The 23,769-nt window shown below is 44.0% G+C and carries 16 protein-coding genes and 1 rRNA gene; 12 read left to right on the top strand and 5 right to left on the bottom strand.

What is annotated here, in order from left to right:
• Positions 1–122 precede the first annotated feature (122 nt).
• Positions 123–1,808 (bottom strand): dihydroxy-acid dehydratase, encoded by a 1,686-nt coding sequence (gene ilvD / locus FHS57_RS15090; RefSeq protein WP_183975034.1) that lies wholly within the window; start codon positions 1,806–1,808, stop codon positions 123–125.
• Between the two features lie 466 nt (positions 1,809–2,274).
• On the opposite strand from ilvD, the gene FHS57_RS15085 reads away from it, so the two are divergent.
• Positions 2,275–2,538 carry an SWEET family sugar transporter gene (locus tag FHS57_RS15085; RefSeq protein ID WP_028522059.1) on the top strand — a complete coding sequence of 88 codons (264 nt, stop codon included), beginning with the start codon at positions 2,275–2,277 and terminating at the stop codon, positions 2,536–2,538.
• A 72-nt stretch (positions 2,539–2,610) separates the two neighbouring features.
• Here the strand turns inward: FHS57_RS15085 and pyk are convergent, their stop codons facing one another.
• Together pyk and priA are read right to left on the bottom strand one after the other, a co-directional pair.
• On the bottom strand, positions 2,611–4,068 hold the full coding sequence (gene pyk / locus FHS57_RS15080; protein WP_183975032.1) for a pyruvate kinase: 1,458 nt from the start codon (positions 4,066–4,068) through the stop codon (positions 2,611–2,613).
• A 24-nt stretch (positions 4,069–4,092) separates the two neighbouring features.
• Positions 4,093–6,609 (bottom strand): replication restart helicase PriA, encoded by a 2,517-nt coding sequence (priA, locus tag FHS57_RS15075; RefSeq protein ID WP_183975030.1) that lies wholly within the window; start codon positions 6,607–6,609, stop codon positions 4,093–4,095.
• 119 nt (positions 6,610–6,728) lie between these two features.
• On the opposite strand from priA, the gene FHS57_RS15070 reads away from it, so the two are divergent.
• Positions 6,729–7,142 (top strand): helix-turn-helix domain-containing protein, encoded by a 414-nt coding sequence (locus FHS57_RS15070; RefSeq protein ID WP_183975028.1) that lies wholly within the window; start codon positions 6,729–6,731, stop codon positions 7,140–7,142.
• Positions 7,143–7,654: 512 nt separating this feature from the next.
• Complete coding sequence (locus FHS57_RS15065; protein WP_183975026.1) at positions 7,655–11,887, top strand: SdrD B-like domain-containing protein; 4,233 nt, start codon at positions 7,655–7,657, stop codon at positions 11,885–11,887.
• Between the two features lie 7 nt (positions 11,888–11,894).
• On the opposite strand, the gene FHS57_RS15060 is transcribed toward FHS57_RS15065, so the two are convergent.
• The gene (locus tag FHS57_RS15060; protein ID WP_183975024.1) at positions 11,895–12,491 is read right to left on the bottom strand and encodes an aminotransferase class IV; all 597 of its coding nucleotides are present in this window, start codon (positions 12,489–12,491) and stop codon (positions 11,895–11,897) included.
• Positions 12,442–13,476, bottom strand: a complete 1,035-nt coding sequence (locus tag FHS57_RS15055) for an aminodeoxychorismate synthase component I (RefSeq protein ID WP_183975022.1) — start codon at positions 13,474–13,476, stop codon at positions 12,442–12,444. Before FHS57_RS15055 ends, FHS57_RS15060 begins: the two co-directional genes overlap by 50 nt.
• Positions 13,477–13,619: 143 nt before the next feature.
• Here FHS57_RS15055 and FHS57_RS15050 point away from each other — a divergent pair, with 143 nt between their 5' ends.
• The 9 genes from FHS57_RS15050 to FHS57_RS15010 form a co-directional block, all read left to right on the top strand.
• Positions 13,620–14,324, top strand: a complete 705-nt coding sequence (locus tag FHS57_RS15050; RefSeq protein WP_183975020.1) for a TIGR04283 family arsenosugar biosynthesis glycosyltransferase — start codon at positions 13,620–13,622, stop codon at positions 14,322–14,324.
• Between the two features lie 134 nt (positions 14,325–14,458).
• Positions 14,459–15,466 carry a transaldolase family protein gene (locus FHS57_RS15045; RefSeq protein ID WP_183975019.1) on the top strand — a complete coding sequence of 336 codons (1,008 nt, stop codon included), beginning with the start codon at positions 14,459–14,461 and terminating at the stop codon, positions 15,464–15,466.
• A 93-nt stretch (positions 15,467–15,559) separates the two neighbouring features.
• On the top strand, positions 15,560–16,171 hold the full coding sequence (locus tag FHS57_RS15040; RefSeq protein ID WP_229601357.1) for a 7-carboxy-7-deazaguanine synthase QueE: 612 nt from the start codon (positions 15,560–15,562) through the stop codon (positions 16,169–16,171).
• A complete protein-coding gene (locus tag FHS57_RS15035; RefSeq protein ID WP_183975011.1) occupies positions 16,126–18,114 on the top strand; it encodes an OmpA family protein in 1,989 nt (662 codons plus the stop codon). Before FHS57_RS15040 ends, FHS57_RS15035 begins: the two co-directional genes overlap by 46 nt.
• A gap of 37 nt (positions 18,115–18,151) precedes the next feature.
• Complete coding sequence (locus FHS57_RS15030) at positions 18,152–20,113, top strand: OmpA family protein (protein WP_183975009.1); 1,962 nt, start codon at positions 18,152–18,154, stop codon at positions 20,111–20,113.
• A gap of 201 nt (positions 20,114–20,314) precedes the next feature.
• Complete coding sequence (gene trxB, locus FHS57_RS15025; protein WP_028522050.1) at positions 20,315–21,256, top strand: thioredoxin-disulfide reductase; 942 nt, start codon at positions 20,315–20,317, stop codon at positions 21,254–21,256.
• A 145-nt stretch (positions 21,257–21,401) separates the two neighbouring features.
• Positions 21,402–22,472 carry a M23 family metallopeptidase gene (locus FHS57_RS15020; protein WP_229601356.1) on the top strand — a complete coding sequence of 357 codons (1,071 nt, stop codon included), beginning with the start codon at positions 21,402–21,404 and terminating at the stop codon, positions 22,470–22,472.
• A 10-nt stretch (positions 22,473–22,482) separates the two neighbouring features.
• A complete protein-coding gene (gene bshB1 / locus FHS57_RS15015; RefSeq protein WP_183975005.1) occupies positions 22,483–23,202 on the top strand; it encodes a bacillithiol biosynthesis deacetylase BshB1 in 720 nt (239 codons plus the stop codon).
• Between the two features lie 476 nt (positions 23,203–23,678).
• Positions 23,679–23,769, top strand: a 16S ribosomal RNA gene (locus tag FHS57_RS15010); the annotation flags it as partial.

Here is a 23,769-nt window from a genome sequence, read left to right as displayed (position 1 = left end):
ATCAAGCGTTTATTTCTCCAAAGTTTCGGTTCGCTAATGGTTTCATTAGTAGTACTACTTTTAGAGTTATTTGGTGCAGTTATAAGTTTTTTTGGGGACAAAAATTATAACTGGCGAGTTTTTTACGCTTCATCCGTTACGCAACCCTCGCTGGCTGATTTTACGTTGCGGATGTACTTGCCTAATGTGCCTCTCGTAAACGGAGGCTCTGGTTGTTTCCAAAGCTTACGGCGCTCAGCCAATTCTTCGTCTGATACGTGCAATTGGAGTACGTTGTTGACGGCATCAATCGTAATTTTATCACCGTCTTGTACCAAAGCGATGTTTCCGCCAAGGTATGCTTCAGGGGTGACGTGACCTACCACGAAACCGTGCGTTCCTCCTGAGAAGCGGCCGTCGGTAATCATCGCGATTTTATCACCAAGTCCAGCGCCCATTACTGCCGAAGTAGGTTTAAGCATTTCGGGCATTCCTGGGCCGCCTTTCGGGCCTTCGTTGCGAATCACAAGCACGTGGCCTGCCTTCACTTCGCCTTTAGAAATGAATTCAATCACTTCTTCTTCGCGCTCACATACTTTGGCAATTCCCTCAAAACGCTCACCTTCTTTGCCCGTAATTTTTGCTACTGCACCGCCCGTTGCCAGGTTGCCGTACAAAATTTGCAAGTGCCCCGTTGGTTTGAGCGGTGTTTCGATAGGGAAGATAATCTTCTGGCTATCAAAGCTTAACTCAGGGACATCTGCTAGGTTTTCGGCAATGGTTTTGCCCGTTACGGTCAAGCAATCGCCGTGAAGAAGCCCTTTTTGAAGGAGGTATTTCATGATGGCAGGTACACCACCAATCGCCAATACATCTTCCATATAATACTTACCTGATGGCTTGAGGTCAGCAATCAATGGCGTACGATCCGAAATATCTTGAATGTCTTTCAACGTAAATTCCACTTCGGCCGCGCGGGCAATGGCCAAATAGTGCAATACGGCGTTGGTGGAGCCACCAAGCGCCATTACTACCGTAAGGGCATTTTCAAACGCTTTACGCGTCATGATGTCGCGTGGACAGATATTTTTTTCGAGCAATTGCTTCATGGCTGCGCCGATGGCAATACACTCTGCTTTTTTACCTTCGTGCGTAGCAGGGTAAGTAGAAGAGTTGGGAAGGGTAAGTCCCATGGCTTCCATCGAGCTTGCCATGGTATTGGCTGTGTACATCCCGCCGCAAGCTCCCGCGCCTGGGATGGCGTTTTGAATCACACCTTCGTAATCTTCGTCCGAGATAGTTCCCGCAAATTTCTTTCCAAGGGCTTCAAACGCCGAGATGATGTCAAGCTTTTGGCCTTTGTATTCACCCGTACGGATGGTTCCTCCGTACACGAGCATTCCTGGGCGGTTGAGGCGAGCCAAGGCCATCATGGCGCCTGGCATATTTTTGTCACAACCTACGACCGCGATCACGCCGTCGTACCATTGTGCACCTACTACGTTTTCGATAGAGTCAGCAATCAAGTCACGCGAGGGGAGTGAGTAGCTCATTCCAGCGTTTCCGTTGGTCATTCCGTCAGATACCCCTATGGTATGGAAGATAAGTCCCACCATGCCGTTTTCTTGAATTCCTTTTTTAACGTGCACCGACAGTCCGTTAAGGTGCATGTTACAAGTATTTCCTTCATAACCCGTACTTGCAATCCCGATTTGGGCTTTTTGCATATCTTCTTGGGTTAGACCTACTCCGTAAAGCATGGCTTTAGCGGCGGGGTTGGTCACTTCTTGGGTAAGTGTGCGGCTGAATTTGTTTAGTTGCTCTGACATGATAGAAAGGTTTTTTTACAAAAAAGCCTCACTCGTTGTTGGTGTGAGTGAGGCTTCTGAGGGCAATCGGGTTTCACTCACACCATTTGGGTGCTAATAATGAGGACCACGACCACGCCTGTTATAGTGAACATTTTAAAGCAAATTTTTTCTATGAGCGAAATTACGCTAATTGCGTAATTGCGTTACAAATAAATAGGGTCAGTTTTTATTTTCCAAACAAAAAACGGTTTTTTTGCTTATGGGCAACAAAAAAGCCCCTTATCGGTGTGAGAAGGGGCTTTTTTGTTTGGTGGACATACGCGCCTTGCTCACACTGTGGAGGGTGTAATAATTGAGACGAGAATGACACTATTTTTTGTTCTGATAATCATTTGTTGTATTATTTAAAGAACTTTGCGTTGATAAGAAACTTTTTCTATAACTTTTCCGATAAATAGTAAAAAGGACTCAAATACACAACGCCATGTTAGAGACATTAGGGTACATCGCAGGAATTTTGACGACGGTTGCCTTCGTTCCACAAGTGATGCAAATATATCGAACAAAATCGGCAAAGGACGTTTCTTTGGCCATGTTTTTACTTTTTACCGTGGGGGTAGCGCTTTGGTTAGCCTACGGACTGATGACGCATTCATTTCCCGTCATCGCAGCCAATACCGTTACTTTGATGCTTTCCTTCGTGATTCTGTATTTTAAATGGAAATACAGCAAAACCTCAAACACCTAGAAAAGAAAGAAGGGCAACAACGCTGCTGCGTCATTGCCCTTTTTACTTTTTATCTTAATCAGGTCTTTCTGATTATTCAACAATACTTAGCTTCACTGCATTTGTTTTGCGGTGCTTCGTTACTGGCATACTCAAGGTATTGACAAAAATATCACCTGATTTAAGCTCACCTTTTTCAACCAATACTTTTTTGATGTCTTCGATGAGGTCGTCGCTTGAAAGACCCTCACGGTCATAATAAATAGCTTTTACTCCCCAATACAATGAAAGTGTGTCAATCAATCGTTGGTTTGAAGTAAAGACGTACAAATTGGCCTCTGGGCGGTGGTGCGACAAGCGGAACGCAGTATAACCCGAACGAGTTACGCCAATGATTGCTTTTGCTTGGGTATCACGTGCCAAACGGCAAGCACTCATTACGACGTTGTCATTGAGGACATTAGGGCTGCTATGGTCATTAACTGCCGCGTGGTGCTTGAAATAAATTTTGGTTTCTTTAGCATCTTTCGCTGCTTCAGTTTCTTCCACTCGCTTGATGGTCTGGGCCATGCTTGTAACAGACTCTACTGGGTATTTTCCAGAGGCAGTTTCTGCACTTAGCATCACGGCATCGGCGCCATCGAGTACGGAGTTGGCAATGTCGTTGATTTCGGCACGCGTCGGGCGTGGAGCATCAATCATACTTTCCAACATCTGCGTAGCCACGATGACAGGCTTGGCGGCACGGTTACATTTCTCTACAATCATCTTCTGAATCATAGGTACTTCTTCGGCAGGAAGCTCAACCCCCAAGTCGCCGCGAGCTACCATGATAGCATCCGTAATGGCGATGATTTCGTCGATATTATCAATCGCTTCTGGCTTTTCGATTTTAGCCACTACGCGGCAATTTTTACCTTTCGACTTGATATAGTCTTTTACTTCTTGAATATCAGAAGCGTAGCGCACAAATGAAAGTGCAATCCATTCTACGTCGTTTTGAAGACCAAATTCTAAGTCCTCGTAGTCTTTTTCCGTCACCGATGGCATCGAAACCTTGGTATTAGGAAGGTTTACACCTTTTTTCGATTTCAAAATCCCGTCGTAAATAACTTCGGTCACCACGTCTGTTCCGTCAATACCAACTACTTTTACTTCGAGTTTTCCGTCGTCCATCAAAATTCGCTCACCCATGCGCACGTCGCGGTACATACCTTTATAAGGTGTACTCACGCGCTCAGAGGTACCGATGATTTCTTCGTTGGTAAAAACTAATTTTTGTCCTGCCGTAATTTTCACACCGTCTTTGTGTTCTACGTTACCGATGCGAATTTTAGGGCCTTGCAAATCTTGTAAAATTCCGACGCTAAAACCGTATTTTGCATTGTTCTCACGAATGCGGTTGATACGTTCTTGGTGGTCGGCATGAGTGCCGTGAGAGAAATTGAGACGAAATACGTTTACTCCTGCTTGTACTAATGCTTGGAGCATTTCAGACGTTTCGGAAGCAGGACCTACGGTAGCAACAATTTTAGCTTTTTTGTCAATCATCGTGTTAGGTTTTGATGGGTACAATCACAGGCAATCTACATCTATAGTCACGTCGGTACCTTTTAAGGTCTTGTCCGTCAGAATATCCGTAACTTTTTCGAGTATAAAAGCCTTTGCGGCCCTAAAATTAACTTTTTCGCGTTCGAGTTTTATAAGAATGTCAAACAAAAACCTATTTCGTATGCGTTCGACCAGTGGTGGCTGGGGGCCTAAAACCCTATCTTCGCCCATTTTCTCGAGTAAAAGTTGGGTCAATTTTTGGGCTGATTGCAAGGCGGTTGTTTGGTCAAAGTGCTTGACTGTCAGTTTGATAAGTCGGGTAAAGGGGGGGTACTTGAAGTTCTCTCTTTCCTTGATTTCTTCCTCGTACATCCCGATATAATCGTTCGTAATAATTTTTTGTAAAATCTTTTGTGAAGGGTTCCCTGTTTGAATCAAAACCCGTCCTTTTCGGTCGGCGCGGCGTCCAGCGCGCCCACTTACCTGAGTGATGAGTTGAAAGGCGCGTTCGGCCGAGCGAAGGTCAGGAAAATGAATCATTCGGTCGGCATCAAATACGCCTACTGTACTGACGTTTTCAAAGTCCAGCCCTTTGCTGATCATTTGGGTGCCTACCAAAATATCCACGTTGCCCTGTTCGATGTCTTCAATCATCTCTTTGTACGCATTTTTGGCGCGGGTAGTGTCCAAATCCATGCGGGCAATGCGGGCCGTTGGAAAGAAAATCTTGAGTTGGTCTTCCAACTTTTCAGTGCCAAAGCCCACTGTTCGTACTTTGGTAGAACTACAGCCTGGGCACAGCTTGGGTACTTTCTCTTTGTGGCCACAATAATGGCAACGCAGTTCGGCGTCTTTTTGGTGATACGTAAGGCTGACCGCGCAGTTTTCACATTCGCCAATCCACCCACATTCTTCACACTGTAAATAGGAAGAATAACCGCGTCGGTTCTGAAAAACAATACTCTGTTCGTTACGATTGAGCGCTTCTTGAAGTTCGTTGATTAAAACTGAAGAAAACTCAAACTTCATTTTTTTACTCTTTCGCTCTTTTTTGGTGTCAATGAGCACAAACTCGGGCAAGTTAGCTTTGCCGTAGCGTTCGAGCAATTGCACAAAACCATAGCGTCCATTGAGGGCTTGGTAATAGGATTCGAGCGCTGGCGTGGCCGAACCTAGCAGCACCTTGGCTTGTTGGCGTTGGGCGGCGACAATGGCGACGTCGCGGGCGTGGTAGCGCGGGGCGGGGTCGTATTGTTTGTAAGAACTTTCGTGTTCTTCATCGACGATAATCAATCCAAGGCTATCGAAAGGCAAGAAAATGGCCGAACGTACGCCCACTACCAACTGAAACTGGCCAGAAACTACCCCTTTCCAGACTTCTACGCGCTCGTTGTCGGAGAACTTAGAATGGTAAATACCGAGTTTATCCCCAAAGACTTTTTTGAGCCGAACCACAATTTGGGTCGTAAGGGCAATCTCGGGCAATAGAAACAGTACCTGCGAGCCGCTTGCCAGTACTTGCTGGGCTAAATTAATATATACTTCTGTTTTTCCACTTCCTGTGACACCATGTAGCAAAACAGTGTCTTTGGATTGAAATTGGGTAATGATTTCGTCAAAAGCGCGCTGTTGGGCGGTGGTGAGGTGGATGTTGGTACCTTCCGAAAAATCGGGAGCTACATCAGCAAAGCGTGAAACGGTTACTTCAAACTCTTCGAGCGTCCCTTTTTTTATCAGCGTACTTAATGCCGAATCGGAGAAAGCTTCGTTTTGGGTGAAAAAACTCTTTTCAAGCCCCGCGCGATTAGAATAAGGTACATTTTGAATCGGAACTTGGCTGACATAGCTCATGATAATTTCCTGTTGTTTGGGAAATTTATCAAGCTGGGCAATGAGCTCCATCAAGTTTTCGCGTGTCTCAAAACGCCCATTTAGCTTGACTTTTTTGAGTACTTTGGGCTTGTATTTTTCTTTAACTTCTTCAAAAAGAATAATGGCCCGCTTACCAATAAGCGATTTAATGATGTGGTTGATGTTTGTGGCACCTACGCGCTTCTCGACCTCTTCGTAGGTGAGCGATTGGTACTTTTTGATTTCCTCCAGAAGATTGGCTTCTTCTTCTGTCAATAAATCGTAATACTCAAAATCAGGGTTGTACTGAATTTTGGATTGGCTGGTAATTTTCAAACCCGAGGGAAGGGCCACGTTTAGTACTTCCCCCACCGTACACAAGTAGTAGTCGGCAATCCAATGAAAGAGTTCGATTTGGTAAGGTGTTACTAATGGCTCATCGTCAAGGAGTTCGGCGATGTACCTTGCTTGGTATTTTGTAGGAGGAGTCTGGTGGATTTTTGCCACAACGCCCGTCACTACTCTATTTTTGCCAAAAGGTACTACTACTCTGGCACCATTTTTGATGAATGGATTTATCACCCTTGGAACCCGATAGGTGAATAACTGGGCTACAGGCACGGGCAAAATTAGGTCGGCAAACAGAGTTATCTCTTCTGAGCCAAAATCGTCGTTTTCTGCAATCTGCACGTTGTTTTCAACCGAATGTACGATGCAAGATAGCGCTTTCCCCGCAAAAACTTCAAGCTGGCAAGATATTTGACATAATGGGTTATGTCTAATATCACTTTTACCCCTCTACGAAAATTATGAACTTGGAAATGATTCAACGGTACCATGACCTGGAGGCCGACGACCCAAAGCTACGGCGTCTTACAGGACTTAAACGCTCAGAATTTGAGCTTCTTCACGGGTATTTTCGAGATGCTTGGAACGCCTATTTTGCGGAGTACACCCTCGACGGTGTGGCGAGACTTAGGCAGGCGTCGGTGCGGAAAAATAGCATTTTTGGAGATACCCATGACGCGCTTCTTTTTGGCCTTATTTATCTAAACGGAAATTTGAGACAAGACCAACTGGCGACTTTCTTTGGAATTGACCAACCCAAAGCGAGTAAATACTTGAGCCTTATTCAGCGGATTTTACTTCAAGTGGTTGAGGCAACGCCCCGAGCAGTGCCTAAGAGAAAGTTGGATAAATTCTTGGATATGCTTTCCAAATGAAATGAATATACCCCGTCTCAAAAAGTGTACCGATAGGTAGCAAAATGAGAACGGGGTTTATGTTTTTCTTTGAGCTAACTAATTGATTGGCATTGTTTTTGTGGCGAGGTTAATTTCTAAAGTTAGCTCATTTGTAGAGTGTATTTTACCTAAATAACAGATAGTTGATTTTGAGTAAATGGTCATAAGTGTCTATAAATAAAAGCGTTAGCTTGTGGGGGAGAGCTGGGAAATTTTTATGGATATTTTTTTAGTGACATGCCAGAGAGTGGCAAGGTAATTGAAATATCGTTATGTCGAATAGAGATGTTAAAAAACATAAACAGGTTCTCTAATTTCTTTATATACAAAATAGATAAAATAGGATGTATATGAATGGGATATAATTAGTTGAGGCTCGTTTTAGGACATCTCGAAAAGTAATTTTCTAACCCAGCCAGATGGACAAATTAGACCAAAACCGTTCAGGGTACTTGGTGAAAGTGCTTTGATTACCCCAAATTTTTTTAAAAATGAAAAGGATTTTACACCTTATTACGAAGGCAAACCACTTTTCTTACTTTTTAGTGAGTACACTATTAATGATAGCCAATCTCGCCCATGCTCAGGTGAGGGGGGTAGTGTATATCGACTACGATTTGAATGGAAAACGAACTGCCGTTAGTCCTACAGAACCTGGCGTCGCGGGCGTTCGGGTACAATTATTTGTAGGAAACAATCCCACACCCTTTACAACCACTACCAATGCCTTAGGAGAGTATGCTTTCACCCAAGGCCAAGTGCCGGTTGATAGCATGGCAAGGGTCGAGTTTAGCGATTTTCCTGAGACGTTCTCGCCAAGTATGGTAGGCTTACAAAATGCGACAGATGTTCAGTTTGTAAAAGCCCCATCCTTGCAAACAAACCTCGGAATTGCCAACGACGATGAGTTTTGCCTTGCAGCAAAAGAATTACGGGTTACCACGGCTTGTTATGTGATGGGGGATCCGCTCGCTGGAGGCTCGGCGGCCGATGACCCAGCCCTTATTTTGTTTGACCATAAAGCAAGTGGATTGGCGGGGGTAGATGACTTTTCTATGGTGAAACTAGCCACTGCGGCGCAGATTGGCTCTACTTGGATTGCTTCCTTTCAACGAGACTCACGTCGAATGTTGGTAGGAGCCATTGTACGACGCCACGTAGGTTTGGGGCCTTTGGGAACGGGTGGGTTCTATTATATTGATTTGGCAAATGGTAATCAGGTAAAAGAGTTCATGGACGTAAAAACGATTGGTATTGATACGGGGCCAGACCCTCACCTTGATCCTATTACGGGACTCAATATCTTGCCCGCATCCAAAACCGCTCGAAGCCGCGATTCGCTTTCGTTCCACATGGCGGGAAAAGTAGGTATGGGTGGGGTGCAGTTAACGCGCTATCAAGATACCTTGTATATGGTCAATTTATATGATAAGAAATTATACAGTTTCGGCGTAGGAAAGCCACTTGCAGCTCCCCAATCCGCGGCAAATGCCAATGTAAAAAGCTTTGTTATACCTAATCCCAATTGTTCTAACGGAGATTTTGCTCCGTGGGCGCTAAAATACTATCGTAACAAAATGTACCTTGGCGTGGTATGTACCGCCGAAACTTCACAGAAAAAAGAAGACTTAAAAGGAGCGATCTATGAGTTTAACCCTAAAATCGCTCAGTTTAAAAATATTTTTGAATTTCCACTCGGATACAAGCGCGACGCACTTGACGGAACGCAAGGGTGCGATACCATCAATAGTTGGAAGCCGTGGTCAGGAATTTTCCCTAAACAATGTAACTATCCACTAGGCGCTCCCGATCCACTAAGTGCGTTTTTGGTAAACCCCCAACCAATTATTTCGGACATTGACTTCGATGATGATGGTTCGATGTTTATTGGGATGCTAGATAGGGGAGGTTTACAAACAGGGCAAAACCAGCCAGGTATTGCGGCTGACGATACACTCAACTACTACGGATTTATGAGTGGTGATTTGCTCCGTGCACAGCGTAACCCTGATGGCTCATACAGCATGGAAAGCAATGGTGTTTCTGGACCGTATGTAGCTGATGGCCCAAGTGGCCCAGGGGTTGCAAGTGCTCATGATAAAGATGCAGGCCCAGGTGGAGGCGAGTTTTTCTTTGAAGATTACTGGATTAATGGGCAAGGTGAAATTGGCCACGCCGAACTTACCAACGGAGGTATTTTTAAAATCCCAGGAGAAAACGAAATCTTTACTTCTGCTTTTGACCCACTTCATCAGGTATATTTAGCAACAGGATTTTTGGTTTTTGATACCAAAACAGGAAAGCGTAAAAGAGGCTATGCGGTGTATTCTATCCGTGAGGGGTCGCTTGGAAAATCAGGAGGGGTGGGAGACTTAACCGCCGCTTGTGAGCCTTCGCCACTTTCTGTTGGGAATCGTATTTGGTTTGATGCCGATCGGGATGGTATTCAAGATCCGAATGAACCTGGGGTGGATGGCCTTGTATTGACACTCCATGATATGCAAAACGGTGGAACGGAAGTAGGCCGCGATACCACAGCCAACGGCGGGCAGTTTTATTTCTCTGATTTTAATGTAACGGGCGGTTTGAAGAGAAATCACCTGTACGAAATACATCAAAGTACGCTTCAAAGTTTGGGAGCACCTGCAGCTAATGTGATTCAAGCCGCGCAAGCAGCAGGTATCAAAGTTTCCAATCTACCAGTAAATGCGAAGGTCCTTGTTGCTGCAAACATTGCCACCGCAAATACGGATGACAATACAGTGGCTAATTTGATGCGACTTGTGCCAATTGATAGTCTAATACCAACAAGCAACGTACGTAACTCAGATGCGGTTTATAATGCCGACTCTTCGGCAGCGATAATTGCGTTTAAAACAGGTAACAACAGCGAGAATAATTATACTTTCGATATTGGTTGGATGCTCAATTTACCGCCTGCTTCGATGGGAGACTATGCTTGGTATGATTTGAACCGAAATGGTATTCAAGATCTTAGAAAAGACCCTTTTGGAAACATATTAGGGCCAGAGCTTCCTGCTAAGGGGGTAATCATGGAATTGTACGATGCCAACGATACTTTTATCAAATCAGATACAACGGGCGTGGATGGTAAATACCACATCGGTGAAGTCCCCGCAGGTGATTACTATGTGAAGTTTAATCCTGTGTCGTATCCTGCTACAGATTTTGTCGTTACAGATTTAAACAAAGGGACAAATGATTCTTTGGATAACGACATCGAACGAGCAGTGTATAAATCTTCGACTTTTACTTTAGCCCCTAATCAGCATGATCCACGTTGGGATATTGGATTCTTCCGAACAACTTCGCCTGAGATTTCTGACCCATGTGCTTGTGATTCAACGATTTTATATTTGCCAGGAGACGACATATATACAAAGTATGTATATCGAGAAAAAGTGACCATTAAGGCAACACCAGGAGGAAAGTGGGCGATTATTCCGTTTGACGCCAAGAAAAATGTATATACCTATGGCCTTTATGAAGACGACGGTGAAGGTTACATCGACTCTATTGATTTGAGTAAAAAGAATTATTTCTTTACCGAAGTACCAGGGTCATTGGGAGAATATGAATTTAAGTTTGCGCACAAATCTCAAGATGGCTACGCTTTGGCTGCGACGGATGGGGTTGATACGCTGAGTATTGGGGCGATTTGTTATGAGGTCAAGGAACAATACGATATGCGACTGGATACGCTGTGTGCCAACGGAGATAAGATACAACTGCAACGAAATTTTCCCAATGGAAAAGCGACCTATTACTTTATTGCAGATTCGGCCTTTGTATTTAGGGATGGATTTAATGAATTTACGTTGATTGAGGATGCCGTGGCTAGAGGATCAATTACCGAACTTGACCCCAAAGTGTACCGTCCTAACTCCGTCATTAGTTTGTACATGAAGTGGGAACCCAATGGCATAGCAGACAAGAAAGGAGCGTGTCAAAAATCAATGATTCTGAATATCACCATAAGCAATAGTGGTATTTGTGCTCCATTTAAAGACCTTGAACTTACCAAAACACTGGTAGGTGACTGCCGACGAGAGGTGGGAAATACGGTACAGTTTAAGATAGCCGTCACCAATAAAAGTGTAAGTGGAACCCCTGCCGCCGACAGTGTTTATGTACAGGATTATTTGCCCGCCAATTTTACGTTTGTCAGTGCAACGTCAACAAGTGGAGTATTTAATCAGCAAACGTTGAAGTGGGGGCCGTTGAAGCTCAACCCAGGCCAAACGGATACCCTGACGGTTTCGGTCAAAATCAACAATGCGGGAGGCTTTATTGGTGGGTCGATTTGTAACGAAGCCGAAATTGTATCAATGGTAGGTTTAGACAGCGACTCTCAGCCTGGAAACAAAGTAATTACTGAAGACGATTACGGCATTGCTTGTGTAAGTGTGCCACTGAAAATATGCCCTGAAAGACGGGATACGGTGATTATCTCTGCCCCAGCGGGTTATCAGACGTACCAATGGTTTAAAAATGGCACTAAAATTGACGGTGCTACTTCGCAGACCTTAGAAGTGGGCGACGTAGGTTCTTATACCGTTGAGGTATCCGACGGGCAATGTCCAACCAAAAACTGCTGCCCTGCGATTGTGGAAGCAGAGTGTATTTGCCCAGAAGATATTTGCATCCCTGTGATTATTAAGAAGACGAAAGCTAAAAATAAGGCGCTCGTACCGCCCAAATAATGAACAACTAGAAAATACTCCTCAGCGGGATGTGGGGAGTAGTTTCAAAATCTAACATCGAATTGATGATTCGGGCAGAAACGTACTTTGGTAGGTCTTCTGTCCGAATTTTTTTTTCTACAATTTTTCCCTGTTCTAACAAAAACGCACGTTGCGTACCCGCGAGTAAAAAAGTAGTAGGAGTAACCCACTGCCGTTCATCCCAAAAAACGATATTGGCGTACGACGTATCGGTAAGGTGGCCGTTTTTGACAATAAGTACATCGTCGGCCGTGCCTTTTTGAGCGGCAAGTGCATTCAAACTGCTGCGGTCTTGGTACTTAAATGAATACGAAATGTCGTTGGCTTCCACAACTCGAAGCGATTGGATAGTGCGTGGGTGGTAAGGTTCAAATTCAATTTTCTCAATCGAAAACCCATACGTGACACGGCACTTAAATAAACCCAACTGAAGGTTTTGGGGGATACGAATCTCTTGGGCCAACTCTTTGACCTGAACGCCTTCAAAATGATGAAGCTGGGTGCGGTACATGCGCTCATTGTGAAAGCGGATGTTAGACAACTGCCCGTTGAAAAGCCGAAGGGTTTCGATGAATAGTGGCATTAGAAATAGGTAAATAGATTTTGTCAATCATTTCTTGGTATTCGATGTGGACTTGGCTGCGGGCTGTGATGCCTCCACCACTTTTAAAGATGAGCTGCTCTCCTGATTGTTCAATAAAACGGATGAGTACGCCGCTGTCAAAATTTTCACCATCAAATATTCCCGTAATTCCTGTGTAATAACCGCGCTCATAGCCTTCGGCACGTCGAATAATATCGAGGGTACTTGGTTTGGGAGCGCCGCTGATGGAACCTGCTGGCAAAAGCTGAAAAAGCCAGTTGCCGATGAAATTGCGCCAATTAGATGGCATAAGTCCCGCAATCTCAGAACTTACTTGCAGCAACGACTTTTGGTTGGTGGTCAGGGTATCAAGATAGCGATAACGCTCCACCCATACCTTTTGGGCAATCATACTCAGATCGTTTCGAATCAAATCTACGATGGTCGCGTGTTCGGCTGCTTCCTTTTTATCGCTTAAAATACGTTCTTCTGCATTGGGCAATTGAGCATCAATCGTTCCTTTCATGGGAAAAGAAGCAATTCGATTGCCGCGAATTTGTACAAAAATTTCAGGCGAAAAACAGACAAACTGATGCTGCCACCACAACCGGTATTTGGCTTTACTGTGATAAAAAATCGTTTTTAAATCAAGCTCCGTATGTATTGGCGTAGGAATTGATAAATTTGTCAAAAAAGAATCCCCTCGCTTGAGGTGCCCCACCACCAGCTCAAATTTGGGCGTGTAGTCTTCCAAAGAAAGCGGCGATTTTGAAAAAGTAAAAGGCGCAAGATGGGGCGTCGGGTGTGTTGTACGATTATGAACCCCATTAAAATCAAATAAAATAGCCGTTGGGTCGAGTTGAGAAAGAGGTATGACAACGGGACGTTGGGCTAAAAAATCAATAATGAACAAAAAGGGCGTTCGCTCACGTCCTAACTGATTCATTTTTTGAATAGCCTCAAGCGTAGAAAGGGTATTTATCATAGTTAATTAAACGCCTACAGTAAGAACAATTTTCTAGTCTCAACTAAGCCTTGAAATGGTGTTTCCCCAAGACAAACAATCGCTCCACTACTTACCGTTCCAATTGTAGCCTCAAAATGGCAACTATTACTTCTATGGAGAGGATGAATACTAAATTTATTTCGGTCATTATCCCCACACTAAACGAGGAAACCAACGTCGGTCGTTTGGTGAAATTCCTTTATAAATACGGTCGGCGCTATGTGTTAGACGTCATTGTTGTCGATGGTGGAAGCGCCGATAATACCGTGCAAGTAGCCGAAGCGGCAGGCGCTGCGGTAGTTGCATCGCCGAAGGGAAGAGCACAACAAATGAATGCAGGAGCAGCGAGAGCGGCGGGGGAGGTGCTCTATTTTGTGCATGCCGATACGCAAGTAGCCGAAAGTTTTGCGGACGACATCGCCCAAGCTGTTCAAGAAGGCTACCAAGCGGGTGGGTATCGTTTTCGGTTTGATTCTGATCGCTGGTTATTGAGAATCAATAGCTATTGTACGCGGTTCGACGCGCTTTTTGTCCGTGGAGGTGACCAAACTTTATTCGTAACCCGAGTTTTGTTCAATAGTTTGGGAGGCTTTGATGAACGTTACGTGATTATGGAAGAATATGATTTTTTGCGTAAAATGTGGAAATCGCATCGTAAACTATTTAAACTAATCCCGAAAGAGGTGGTGGTATCGGCGCGGAAATACGAAACAAATAGCTGGTTGAGCGTACAGTTGGCAAACTTGGTCGCCGTTCTTCAGTTTAAAATGGGACGAAATCCGCAATACATTGCCCATTTGTACAAAAAGATGTTGAACAATCGCTAACCTCTAGTGCCATAGCTTCATATTTTCACAACCATCTTTTGCGAAAACTCTCTTTTTCCTCCATTTTTTTTGCGACCTTTGCCGAAATTTTGTTCCGAAAACGGATAACTAAACAACGGACAAACCGACCAAAAATGGAATTATATCTTGATTCTGCCGATTTTAAAGAAATAGAAACTGCCTTCCAACTTGGGTTTTTAGCAGGTCTTACTACGACACCAACGTTTATGCACCGCGAGGGGGTTACTGACCTCGATGGCATGATTGTTAAATTGTCGAAAATCGTACCTGTTCTTCAGATTGAGGCGTTGGGTGATACCGCCGAAGACATTGTAAAAGATGCCGAACGGCAATTGGAATTGGGCCTTGACCCAGCTAAAACCGTGTTTAAAGTGCCTGTTTCTCTTGAAGGAGTTCGTGCTTGTAAAATGCTCCGTGACCGTGGCATGATGGTAAATGTTCACTTGGTTTACACAATTCAGCAAGCCTACATGGCCATGACTGCGGGAGCAAGCTACATTTGCGTATTGGCAGGCCGTATGCAAGATCAAGGCTATGATGCCATTAAATTGATTGGCGAATGCGTCGAAATGGTTAACTTTTATGGCTCTTCGTCAAAGGTAATGTTCTCGTCGGTACGTAATGCCGAGCATGTTCGTAATGCACTTGACTTAGGTTGCCACACCATTACGGTGCCTTGGAAAATCATGAAAGTGTTGACCGAAAATAGCTTTACGGCCATTGGTACGCAGCAGTTTGTGGAACACACGCGTCTAATCACAGTGACAGTAGGAGAGGCAATCAATGGCGTAAATCCATTGGTATCAGCAGATACTACATTGGCCGACGCGATTGTAAAAATGACCGAATTCGGTTTTGGCTCTGTAACGGTGACAAATGCCGACGGAAGCGTGAAAGGCGTATTTACGGACGGCGATTTGCGTCGTAAATTGTCGAGCGAAGGACGTGATGTATTGAGCAAAGCCATCGGTGAGTTTGAATACAAAATGCCTGTTTCTATCGAAGCAACGGCGCTGTTGGATGCTGCCGCTGCACTTTTCAAGAAAACAAGCGTGGATACGATTTTAGTAACCGAAGGTGGCAAGCCTGTAGGAATGCTTGATATTCAAGATTTGAAATAATTACCTTGGCTATTTTGGCCAACATAGTACTATTTTACGAAACGGTTCGCCAATTTGGCGAACCGTTTACCATTCACAGAAAATCCCAAAAATATGGACTCGCAATCACTTCAACTGCCCGTCATGGAAGCCTTTTATACGCTACAAGGCGAAGGGTATCATAGTGGAAAAGCGGCCTATTTTATTCGTTTGGGTGGCTGCGACGTAGGGTGCGTGTGGTGCGATGTGAAAGAGTCGTGGGACGCCGATATTCACCCCAAGCATACGCTAACACAAATAGTAAACGAAGCATTGCAGTATCCTGCACGCATGGCCGTAGTGACGGGAGGCGAGCCGTTGATGTATGATTTGGGGGCGTTGACCACCGAACTGCACAACGCTGGATTTGAGACCAATATCGAAACTTCGGGAGCACATCCATTTTCGGGTACGTGGGATTGGGTTTGCTTTTCTCCCAAAAAATTCAAAAACCCTCACGAGAGCATTTATGCGCAAGCCAACGAACTGAAAGTCGTTGTTTACCATAAATCCGATTTTGAGTTTGCCGAATACCACGCTGCTCGTGTCAACAAAGACTGTGTGCTGCTGCTCCAACCTGAGTGGAGTCGAATGCAAGAAATGACGCCTTTAATCGTTGAGTATGTAAAACAGCATCCCCAATGGCGCGTCTCCTTGCAAACGCACAAATACATGGATATACCGTAGGAATTGGTGGCGACTTGTCGGTCGTGGGGGTAAAGGTTAGTACTTTTTATTTCTTCTTCTATTCTTTATTAGTATCGCCAAGTGTTTTGGCTCAAAACGGGCGTATAAGCGCCAGCGCCCGAAAACTGTACGATTCGGCAGAGAGGCTGCTCCCTTTTGACAGAGAGCAAGCCTTGAAACTCTACAAAAAAACGATTGAAACGGATAGTTTTTTTGCCGCTCCTTACATGCGGATAGGTCAACTACTCTTTGACTCAAAAGAGACCAAAGAAGATGCGTATCCGTACTTTGAAAAAGCGATAAAACACGATTCAAACGAAAGAGCCTTTCTTATAATTTATGAAATTTTAGGAAAGCGGTACCTTCAAAAAGGAGACTATTCCAAAGCAGAGACGTATTTTAAAGGATATTTAAGACTCAGCCCTCAACCCAAATCGAGCGCTCATCGAAGCGTACTACGTTATTTAAAACAGTGCGAATACGCCCAATACCATCTTCCTAGCACAAAACAGGGCAAACACCAACGTCTTTCTTCTCCCATTAATAAAGCCTTGGCACAGTCTTATCCTGTCCTAACGGCTGATTTGCAGACGCTTATTTATACGCACAACAATGGCGATGAGGATATATTCGTCAGTAAACGAACAGCTCAAGGTTGGACAAACCCCAAAAGTATATCGGGGCAAATTAATAAAGCGACCAATGAAGGGACTTGTTCTATCTCATCAGATGGTAATGTGCTGGTTTTTACGGCTTGTCATCGAAAAACGAACATTGGAAAATGTGATTTATATATATCCTATAAAACGGGCAACGTTTGGAGCGAACCAATTAATTTGGGGCCAATGGTCAATTCGCAGGGTTGGCAGTCTCAACCTGCTCTTTCGGCAGATGGTACAGTTTTGTACTTTTCGTCAGACCGTCAAGGTGGATTAGGCGGAAAAGATATTTGGTGTACATCACTCAATACATTTGGCGAGTGGCGTGTGCCTGTTAATTTGGGAGCTCAAATAAATACTGAATTTGATGAAATTTCCCCATTCATACATTCAAATAACCAGACGTTGTTTTTCGCTTCCGATGGTTGGCCAAGTGTGGGAGGATTTGATATTTTTATTTCAAAAAAAGAATATGCAGGATGGACTACCCCTCAAAATTTGGGTTTTCCATTAAATGATTTTGCTGACCAGATGGGGTTTTATATTACCCCCGATTGCCAAGAAGCGTTTTATTCGTATCATGACAGAAGTGTACCTAGTGAAAATGGGGCAGTTGTTAGTAGTTTGTGTCATTATTCTTTACCCGATTCGCTCAAGCAACTTTGCCCTGCTATGACCTTTGTAAAAGGGAGAGTGGTAGATTCAGAAACAAAACGACCCTTAAAAGCCACGATAGGGGTGTTAGAAAAAGAAGAGCAAATCGCCACTTTTCATTCAGATGACTCGACGGGAGTATTTCTATTTGTGGTATCCCCACAGACAAAAACTCAAGTGGAGGTGAAACGTAAAAACTACCTTTCTCAACATTTCAACCTTAGGTTAGCCGCCGATTCGTCTTTTCAAAACGGAACTTGGGAAATTCTATTGACGCCGATTAAGGTGGATTCAAATGTTGTTTTGCAGCACACATTATTTACAAAGAATAGCTCGGTGCTAGTTGTTGCACCCTATTCGGCACTAGAACATTTAGCGGAGTATCTAAAACAAAATGTCGCAACCCAACTCGTGATTGAAGGGCACACGGATGATGTGGGAACAGCGGAGGCAAATTATACATTGTCAGTACAAAGGGCAGAATCGGTCAAAAGATATTTACTTGAAAAAGGGATTGAAGAACAACGGCTACGCGTTAAGGGCTACGGAAAAAGCAGACCATTGGTACAGCATGGTTCTGAGCAAGCAAGGCAGCAAAACCGCAGAGTTGAGTGTAAAATCGTACAATAGTTAGCAAGAGAGGAGGGTTATTGTGATTTTATTAAAGATGAGGGAAACCATTTGTTTTTGGAAGTTTAATGGGCTGTGTACAAGAGTGGCAGCCTGTTGGGTATTGGGTACATTATTTTCGTGTACGCTTTTTGCGCAAGCACCAGCCTCCTACTTGCCAACTACCAACAAAAAAGCGGCGGAGGCTTTGGAGAGAAGTACAAAGTTTTACAATGAAAAAAACTTTGAAAAAGCGTCGCAGTTTGCTGATGAAGCGCTCCGCTATGATTCTACTTTGGCAGAAGCGTATTTTCGTAAGGGGCAATTGTATGAAGTTTTTACCCAGCCTGACTTGGCCCTACAGGCATACCGTAAAACAGTCCAACTAAAGCCCGATGCGCCTCAATTTGCCCTGGCGTACCAGCGCCTCATTGAGCACCAGTTGCGTGAAGGTGACTATGCGCAATCGAAAAGCGATTTAGAACATTACATCACCTTTCTTAAACCTAATAGCATTGCGCAAAAAAGAGCGCAACGGCAGCTTCAAACTTGTATTTACGGAGCAAAGGCCATTCTCAATCCCCTCGTGATTCATCCCGAAGAGCTTTCTGATACGGTCAATCAATTCATTTTGCAATATTTTCCTGCTTTGACAGGAGATGGAGAAACTTTGCTCTTTACGGGGCGAAAACCCGAAAACGACGAAGACTTATTTATCTGTACCTACAAAAATGGGCGCTGGAGTTCGCCCGTGTCAGTCTCGGATAAAATTAATACGGCTGATAACGAAGGTACAGGAACGCTGTCGGCCGACGGAAGAACGCTTGTTTTTACTGCCTGCAATCGCCGAGAGGGCTATGGGAGTTGCGATCTTTACATTAGCCATAAAGTAGGGGAAGAGTGGGAAAAACCAAAAAACCTGGGGATAGTCGTTAACTCTCCTTATTGGGAGTCGCAACCAGCATTGTCGCCCGACGGGCAGCTACTTTACTTTATTTCTGACCGTCCAGGAGGTGTAGGTGGGCGAGATATTTGGTACACTACCTTACAACCAAATGGTGAATGGGAAAAGGCAAAAAATTTGGATAAAACCATCAATACCCCCTTTGACGAAGCATCTCCTTTTTTATATGCCAATGGGCGGACGTTATTTTTTGCATCGGAAGGCCACGAAGGGTTGGGCGGATACGATCTGTTTTTTGCGGATAGTACGGCTACTGGCTGGCAGAATCCCCAAAATATTGGCTACCCCATCAATACCTCCGACAATCAAGTGGCGCTCGTCATAACCGCCGACGGTAAGTATGGTTACTATTCATTGGATGCAAAGCGAGTCGGAAATCAGCGGGTATCGAGACTGTACCGTTTTCGTTTGCCCGATGAATTGACCAAACGGTTTAATACGGCCAATTACTTGCGAGGAGTTGTCACCGACGTTCGTACCAAAAAACCAATTCAAGCCAACATCGAATTGATGAATTTGACAACGGGCAAACGCGTACAATTGCTGTCGTCTGATGCTACTACGGGCACTTACCTCACCACCTTGCCTAATGGCAGTGAGTGGGGCTTGTACGTAAGCGCCAAAGGATATTTTTACAAAAGTTTGTCGTTCGATTATAGTCAAAAGAACAATGCGGAAGGGTATCAATTGGACATCGCTTTGGAGCCTCTTCAGAGAGAGTCGTATGGCGTGTTGAGTAATATTTATTTTGAAACGGGAAAAGCCGAGTTGCAAGAAAAATCCCGAACAGAACTAAACAAACTGATTGAGCAGCTTCGTTCACAGCCAACCCTTCGGATTGAGATTACGGGGCATACCGATGATGTGGGTGATGCAAAGCAAAATCAACTTCTTTCCCAAAAAAGGGCACAAAGCGTGGTGGACTACTTGGTGGAATCGGGGGTAGCCAAAGAAAGAATAAAAGCCGTTGGGATGGGAGAAGCCAAACCTATCGTTCCGAATACCTCAGACGAAAACCGACAGCTTAACCGCCGCATAGAGTGGAGAATATGGTAAACCGTGCGGTATTAAAATATACCAGAGTAACTAGGGCTACTTTGTCTTCTCAGCCTTTTTTGCTTAATTTTGCAACCGCCTTGCAAAAACTTGCAAAAAGACGATGAACGATTTTGGAAGTTAGATTGTAAATTTAATGAATAGATTCGTCGTTCTTAAAGACAAATCTACCATCGTCAATTTTATCAAACGCTTTTACTAATGTCTTCTGAAAAAGTATCTTGTTTAATCATAGGTTCGGGCCCAGCGGGTTATACTGCGGCCATTTATGCTTCTCGTGCGGGCCTTTCACCTGTTTTATATACAGGAGGTCAGCCAGGAGGTCAGCTTACAATTACGACGGAGGTTGAAAACTACCCAGGTTATCCAGAGGGAGTACAAGGTCCTCAAATGATGATTGATTTTGAAAACCAAGCGCGCCGCTTTGGGGCTGATATTCGTTATGGATTGGCTACAAAAGTTGATTTTTCTGATCCAACCCTTCATAAAGTTTGGATTGATGATACAACGCTTATTGAAAGCCCAGCGGTTATTATCGCAACAGGAGCTTCCGCCAAGTGGTTGGGGCTAGAATCAGAACAGCGTCTCAATGGCTACGGAGTATCTGCTTGCGCCGTTTGTGATGGGTTTTTCTTCCGTAACCAAGAAGTAGCCATCGTAGGTGGAGGCGACACGGCTTGCGAAGAAGCAAGTTATTTGGCCAAATTATGTAAGAAGGTATATATGATTGTACGCCGTGATGAGCTTCGGGCGTCTCAAGTAATGCAGAACCGCGTCAAGTCAACGCCGAACATTGAGATTCTTTGGAACTCCGAAACCGAGGAAGTCCTCGGCGACCAAGGTGTAACGGGAGTTAGACTAAAGAATATTCAAACGGAAGAATCATATACGATTGATGTAACAGGTTTTTTTGTGGCCATCGGACACCAACCAAACACCGAAATTTTCAAAGAGTATATAGATATGGATAATGCTGGGTACATCCAAACAATAAAAGGAAGTGCCAAAACCAATGTAGAAGGCGTGTTTGCTTGTGGTGATGCCCAAGACAATATTTATCGCCAAGCAATCACCGCAGCAGGTTCAGGCTGTATGGCAGCATTGGATGCAGAGCGTTATTTAACTGAGAAAGGCATTCATTAATTTGGAATTGGTAACAGTAGGCAAATGGGGCTTACTGTTACTTTTTTTTAATGGCTCACCGAATTTAATTATAAGTTTTACTCCCATTCCTTGAGTGGGCATGGATATGTTCCCCCCTCTCAAAGAATGGCTAAACCAACGACGGATGAAAGCCCAATTACTTTTAGTACTAATGTTTGCTCTTTTTTTAGGAGTAAATCTTCAAGCCCAAGAACGAGGGTTGTTCAAAAAAAACCCAAAGATTAAACCCAACAAAACAGAAGCGCCAAGTACGCCTGTCATCAAGCCCCAGAAAGACGAGTTTGAAGAATTTGAGGTAGAAAAACCCCAAATGCGTTTTTCAAACACGTTTGAGCCTGTCAAACAAGTGAACCCAACGGTAGCAGATGACACAACGGGGACAATTGATGAGGGAGAAACCTCCGTGGCCGAAATTATTGATTCGGTACAAGTAGGAGACGATTGGGTGCAAGTCGCCGATTATTTCGCGATTTGGGATTCACGTACCATCGATCCCTACAACCTTAATCCATTAGAGTTTGAAGAAAACATTTCGCTGCGTTTATTTGATCCAGGCAAAGGTCGTTTCTGGAACCTGCCTACGAGTGAAGTAAAGGTGACCTCTCAGTTTGGCCCGCGCTGGGGGCGTTGGCACGAAGGGATGGATTTGGACTTAAATACGGGAGATCCAGTTTACAGTACTTACGATGGCATCGTTCGGGTGACGGCTTATGATGGAAACGGATACGGTCGATTTGTTTTAGTAAGGCATTATAATGGACTTGAAACCTTGTATGGTCACTTGTCTAAAATTACGGTAGAGGTTGGCCAACTAATCAAGGCAGGAGACATGTTGGGTCTAGGTGGAAACACGGGAAGAAGTTTTGGCGACCACCTCCACTACGAAAACCGATATGAAGGAAACCCTTTCAGCCCGGCATGGATTTGGGATTTTCCAGGACAGACGATTCGTAACGAACGTTTTGTACTTACTTCAAAGGTATGGGATCACCTCCGAGGGGGGCGCTCAATAGATAGCGAGTTTGATATTAGCAAAGCAAAAGTAAAACGTACTGTGCTTCATAAAGTTCGCCGTGGAGAAACATTGGATACAATTGCGAGCAAATATGGAATGTCCACTTCAGAGTTAGCCCAAAAGAACCATCTTCGGTTGACAGCACGCTTAAAAATAGGCCAACGACTTCGAGTAAAATAATACATTAAGGATGAAATTAGACTTATTGGCAATCTCAGCGCACCCCGACGACGTCGAATTAGGGTGCGCTGGTACTATATTAGCTACTTTACAAAGTGGCAAAACGGTCGGCATTTTAGACCTTACCAAAGGGGAGTTAGGAACCCGTGGTACGCCTGAGATAAGAAAACAAGAAGCAGATGCGGCCGCTGCTATATTAGGCGTGAGTGTTCGGGACAATGCAGGAATACCTGATGGCTTTTTTCAAAACACGCGGGAGCATCAAATGGCGATTGTTCCTTTTATAAGGAAATACCAACCAGAGATAGTATTGGCTAATGCGATTGATGATCGCCACCCAGACCATGGGCGCGGGGCAAAGCTTATTTATGATGCTTGTTTCTTAGCAGGCTTACGCCAAATCGCTACGTTTGATGAAAATGGGGAGCCCCAGTCGGCTTGGCGTCCTAAATATATATATCACTTTATACAGGATAGGTACATTAAACCAGATTTTGTGGTTGATATAACTCCGCATTGGCCTAAAAAGGAAGAAGCCATTCGTGCTTTTAGAAGCCAATTCTTTGATCCAACCAGCCCAGAACCTAATAGTTATATCTCTTCTCCAGAATTTTTAGAGTTTATAGAAGCCCGTGCCAAGGAGTATGGACACGCAATTGGAGTGAAATATGGCGAAGGTTTTACTTCTCAACGGTTTCTTGGAATAAAAGATTTGTGGACTTTATCCTAAGTGAATCGCCTTAAATAGGATTATGAAGGGGGTAGTATTTTACGATTTAAAGAACTTTTAGAAAAGAGCTCTTTTTTTTTAGAAAAAGCTTGGATAGTCATCTTACTCCTACTACTTTTGCAACCCCAAACAACGAGAGAGGGAAGGAAAAGCAAAGAGATTTCAAGTAAAATTTCAGCAAATAAAAAAAAGTTGAAAAAATATTTGGAAGTAAGATTTAAAAGTCAGACCTTTGCAACCCCAAACAACGAGAGAGGGTAAAAGCAAAGAGATTTCAAGTAAGATTTCAGCAAATAAAAAAAGTTGAAAAAATATTTGGAAGTAAGATTTAAAAGTCAGACCTTTGCAATCCCAAATCAAACAGAGCTTAAAAAGTTAAGCCCGAAAATTTGGGTCTGGTTCTTTGAAATAATGAGTAAGTTAAGGTTAATAGTGAGTCTTTACGGATTCAGTCAAATTGAATTTTTATAATATTTACGATGGAGAGTTTGATCCTGGCTCAGGATGAACGCTAGCGGCAGGCCTAATACATGCAAGACTAGGGGGCAGCAATGTCACCGTCGCACG

The organism is Runella defluvii (assembly GCF_014195535.1).
In the GTDB taxonomy this organism is placed as follows: Bacteria; Bacteroidota; Bacteroidia; order Cytophagales; family Spirosomataceae; genus Runella; species Runella defluvii.
Note: the sequence above shows the minus strand (reverse complement) of the source record. Positions and strands in the feature narration are given on the sequence as shown.

Excerpts from the sequence above, each read along its gene's own strand:
- trxB (WP_028522050.1), top strand. The coding sequence starts at position 20,315 with ATGTCTTCTGAAAAAGTATCTTGTTTAATCATAGGTTCGGGCCCAGCG.
- FHS57_RS15050 (WP_183975020.1), top strand. The coding sequence starts at position 13,620 with ATGAATACTAAATTTATTTCGGTCATTATCCCCACACTAAACGAGGAA.
- FHS57_RS15055 (WP_183975022.1), bottom strand. The coding sequence starts at position 13,476 with ATGATAAATACCCTTTCTACGCTTGAGGCTATTCAAAAAATGAATCAG.
- bshB1 (WP_183975005.1), top strand. The coding sequence starts at position 22,483 with ATGAAATTAGACTTATTGGCAATCTCAGCGCACCCCGACGACGTCGAA.
- FHS57_RS15065 (WP_183975026.1), top strand. The coding sequence starts at position 7,655 with ATGAAAAGGATTTTACACCTTATTACGAAGGCAAACCACTTTTCTTAC.
- ilvD (WP_183975034.1), bottom strand. The coding sequence starts at position 1,808 with ATGTCAGAGCAACTAAACAAATTCAGCCGCACACTTACCCAAGAAGTG.
- FHS57_RS15035 (WP_183975011.1), top strand. The coding sequence starts at position 16,126 with ATGGCGCGTCTCCTTGCAAACGCACAAATACATGGATATACCGTAGGA.
- FHS57_RS15045 (WP_183975019.1), top strand. The coding sequence starts at position 14,459 with ATGGAATTATATCTTGATTCTGCCGATTTTAAAGAAATAGAAACTGCC.
- pyk (WP_183975032.1), bottom strand. The coding sequence starts at position 4,068 with ATGATTGACAAAAAAGCTAAAATTGTTGCTACCGTAGGTCCTGCTTCC.
- FHS57_RS15030 (WP_183975009.1), top strand. The coding sequence starts at position 18,152 with ATGAGGGAAACCATTTGTTTTTGGAAGTTTAATGGGCTGTGTACAAGA.
- FHS57_RS15070 (WP_183975028.1), top strand. The coding sequence starts at position 6,729 with ATGAACTTGGAAATGATTCAACGGTACCATGACCTGGAGGCCGACGAC.
- FHS57_RS15020 (WP_229601356.1), top strand. The coding sequence starts at position 21,402 with ATGAAAGCCCAATTACTTTTAGTACTAATGTTTGCTCTTTTTTTAGGA.
- FHS57_RS15040 (WP_229601357.1), top strand. The coding sequence starts at position 15,560 with ATGGACTCGCAATCACTTCAACTGCCCGTCATGGAAGCCTTTTATACG.
- FHS57_RS15060 (WP_183975024.1), bottom strand. The coding sequence starts at position 12,491 with ATGCCACTATTCATCGAAACCCTTCGGCTTTTCAACGGGCAGTTGTCT.
- FHS57_RS15085 (WP_028522059.1), top strand. The coding sequence starts at position 2,275 with ATGTTAGAGACATTAGGGTACATCGCAGGAATTTTGACGACGGTTGCC.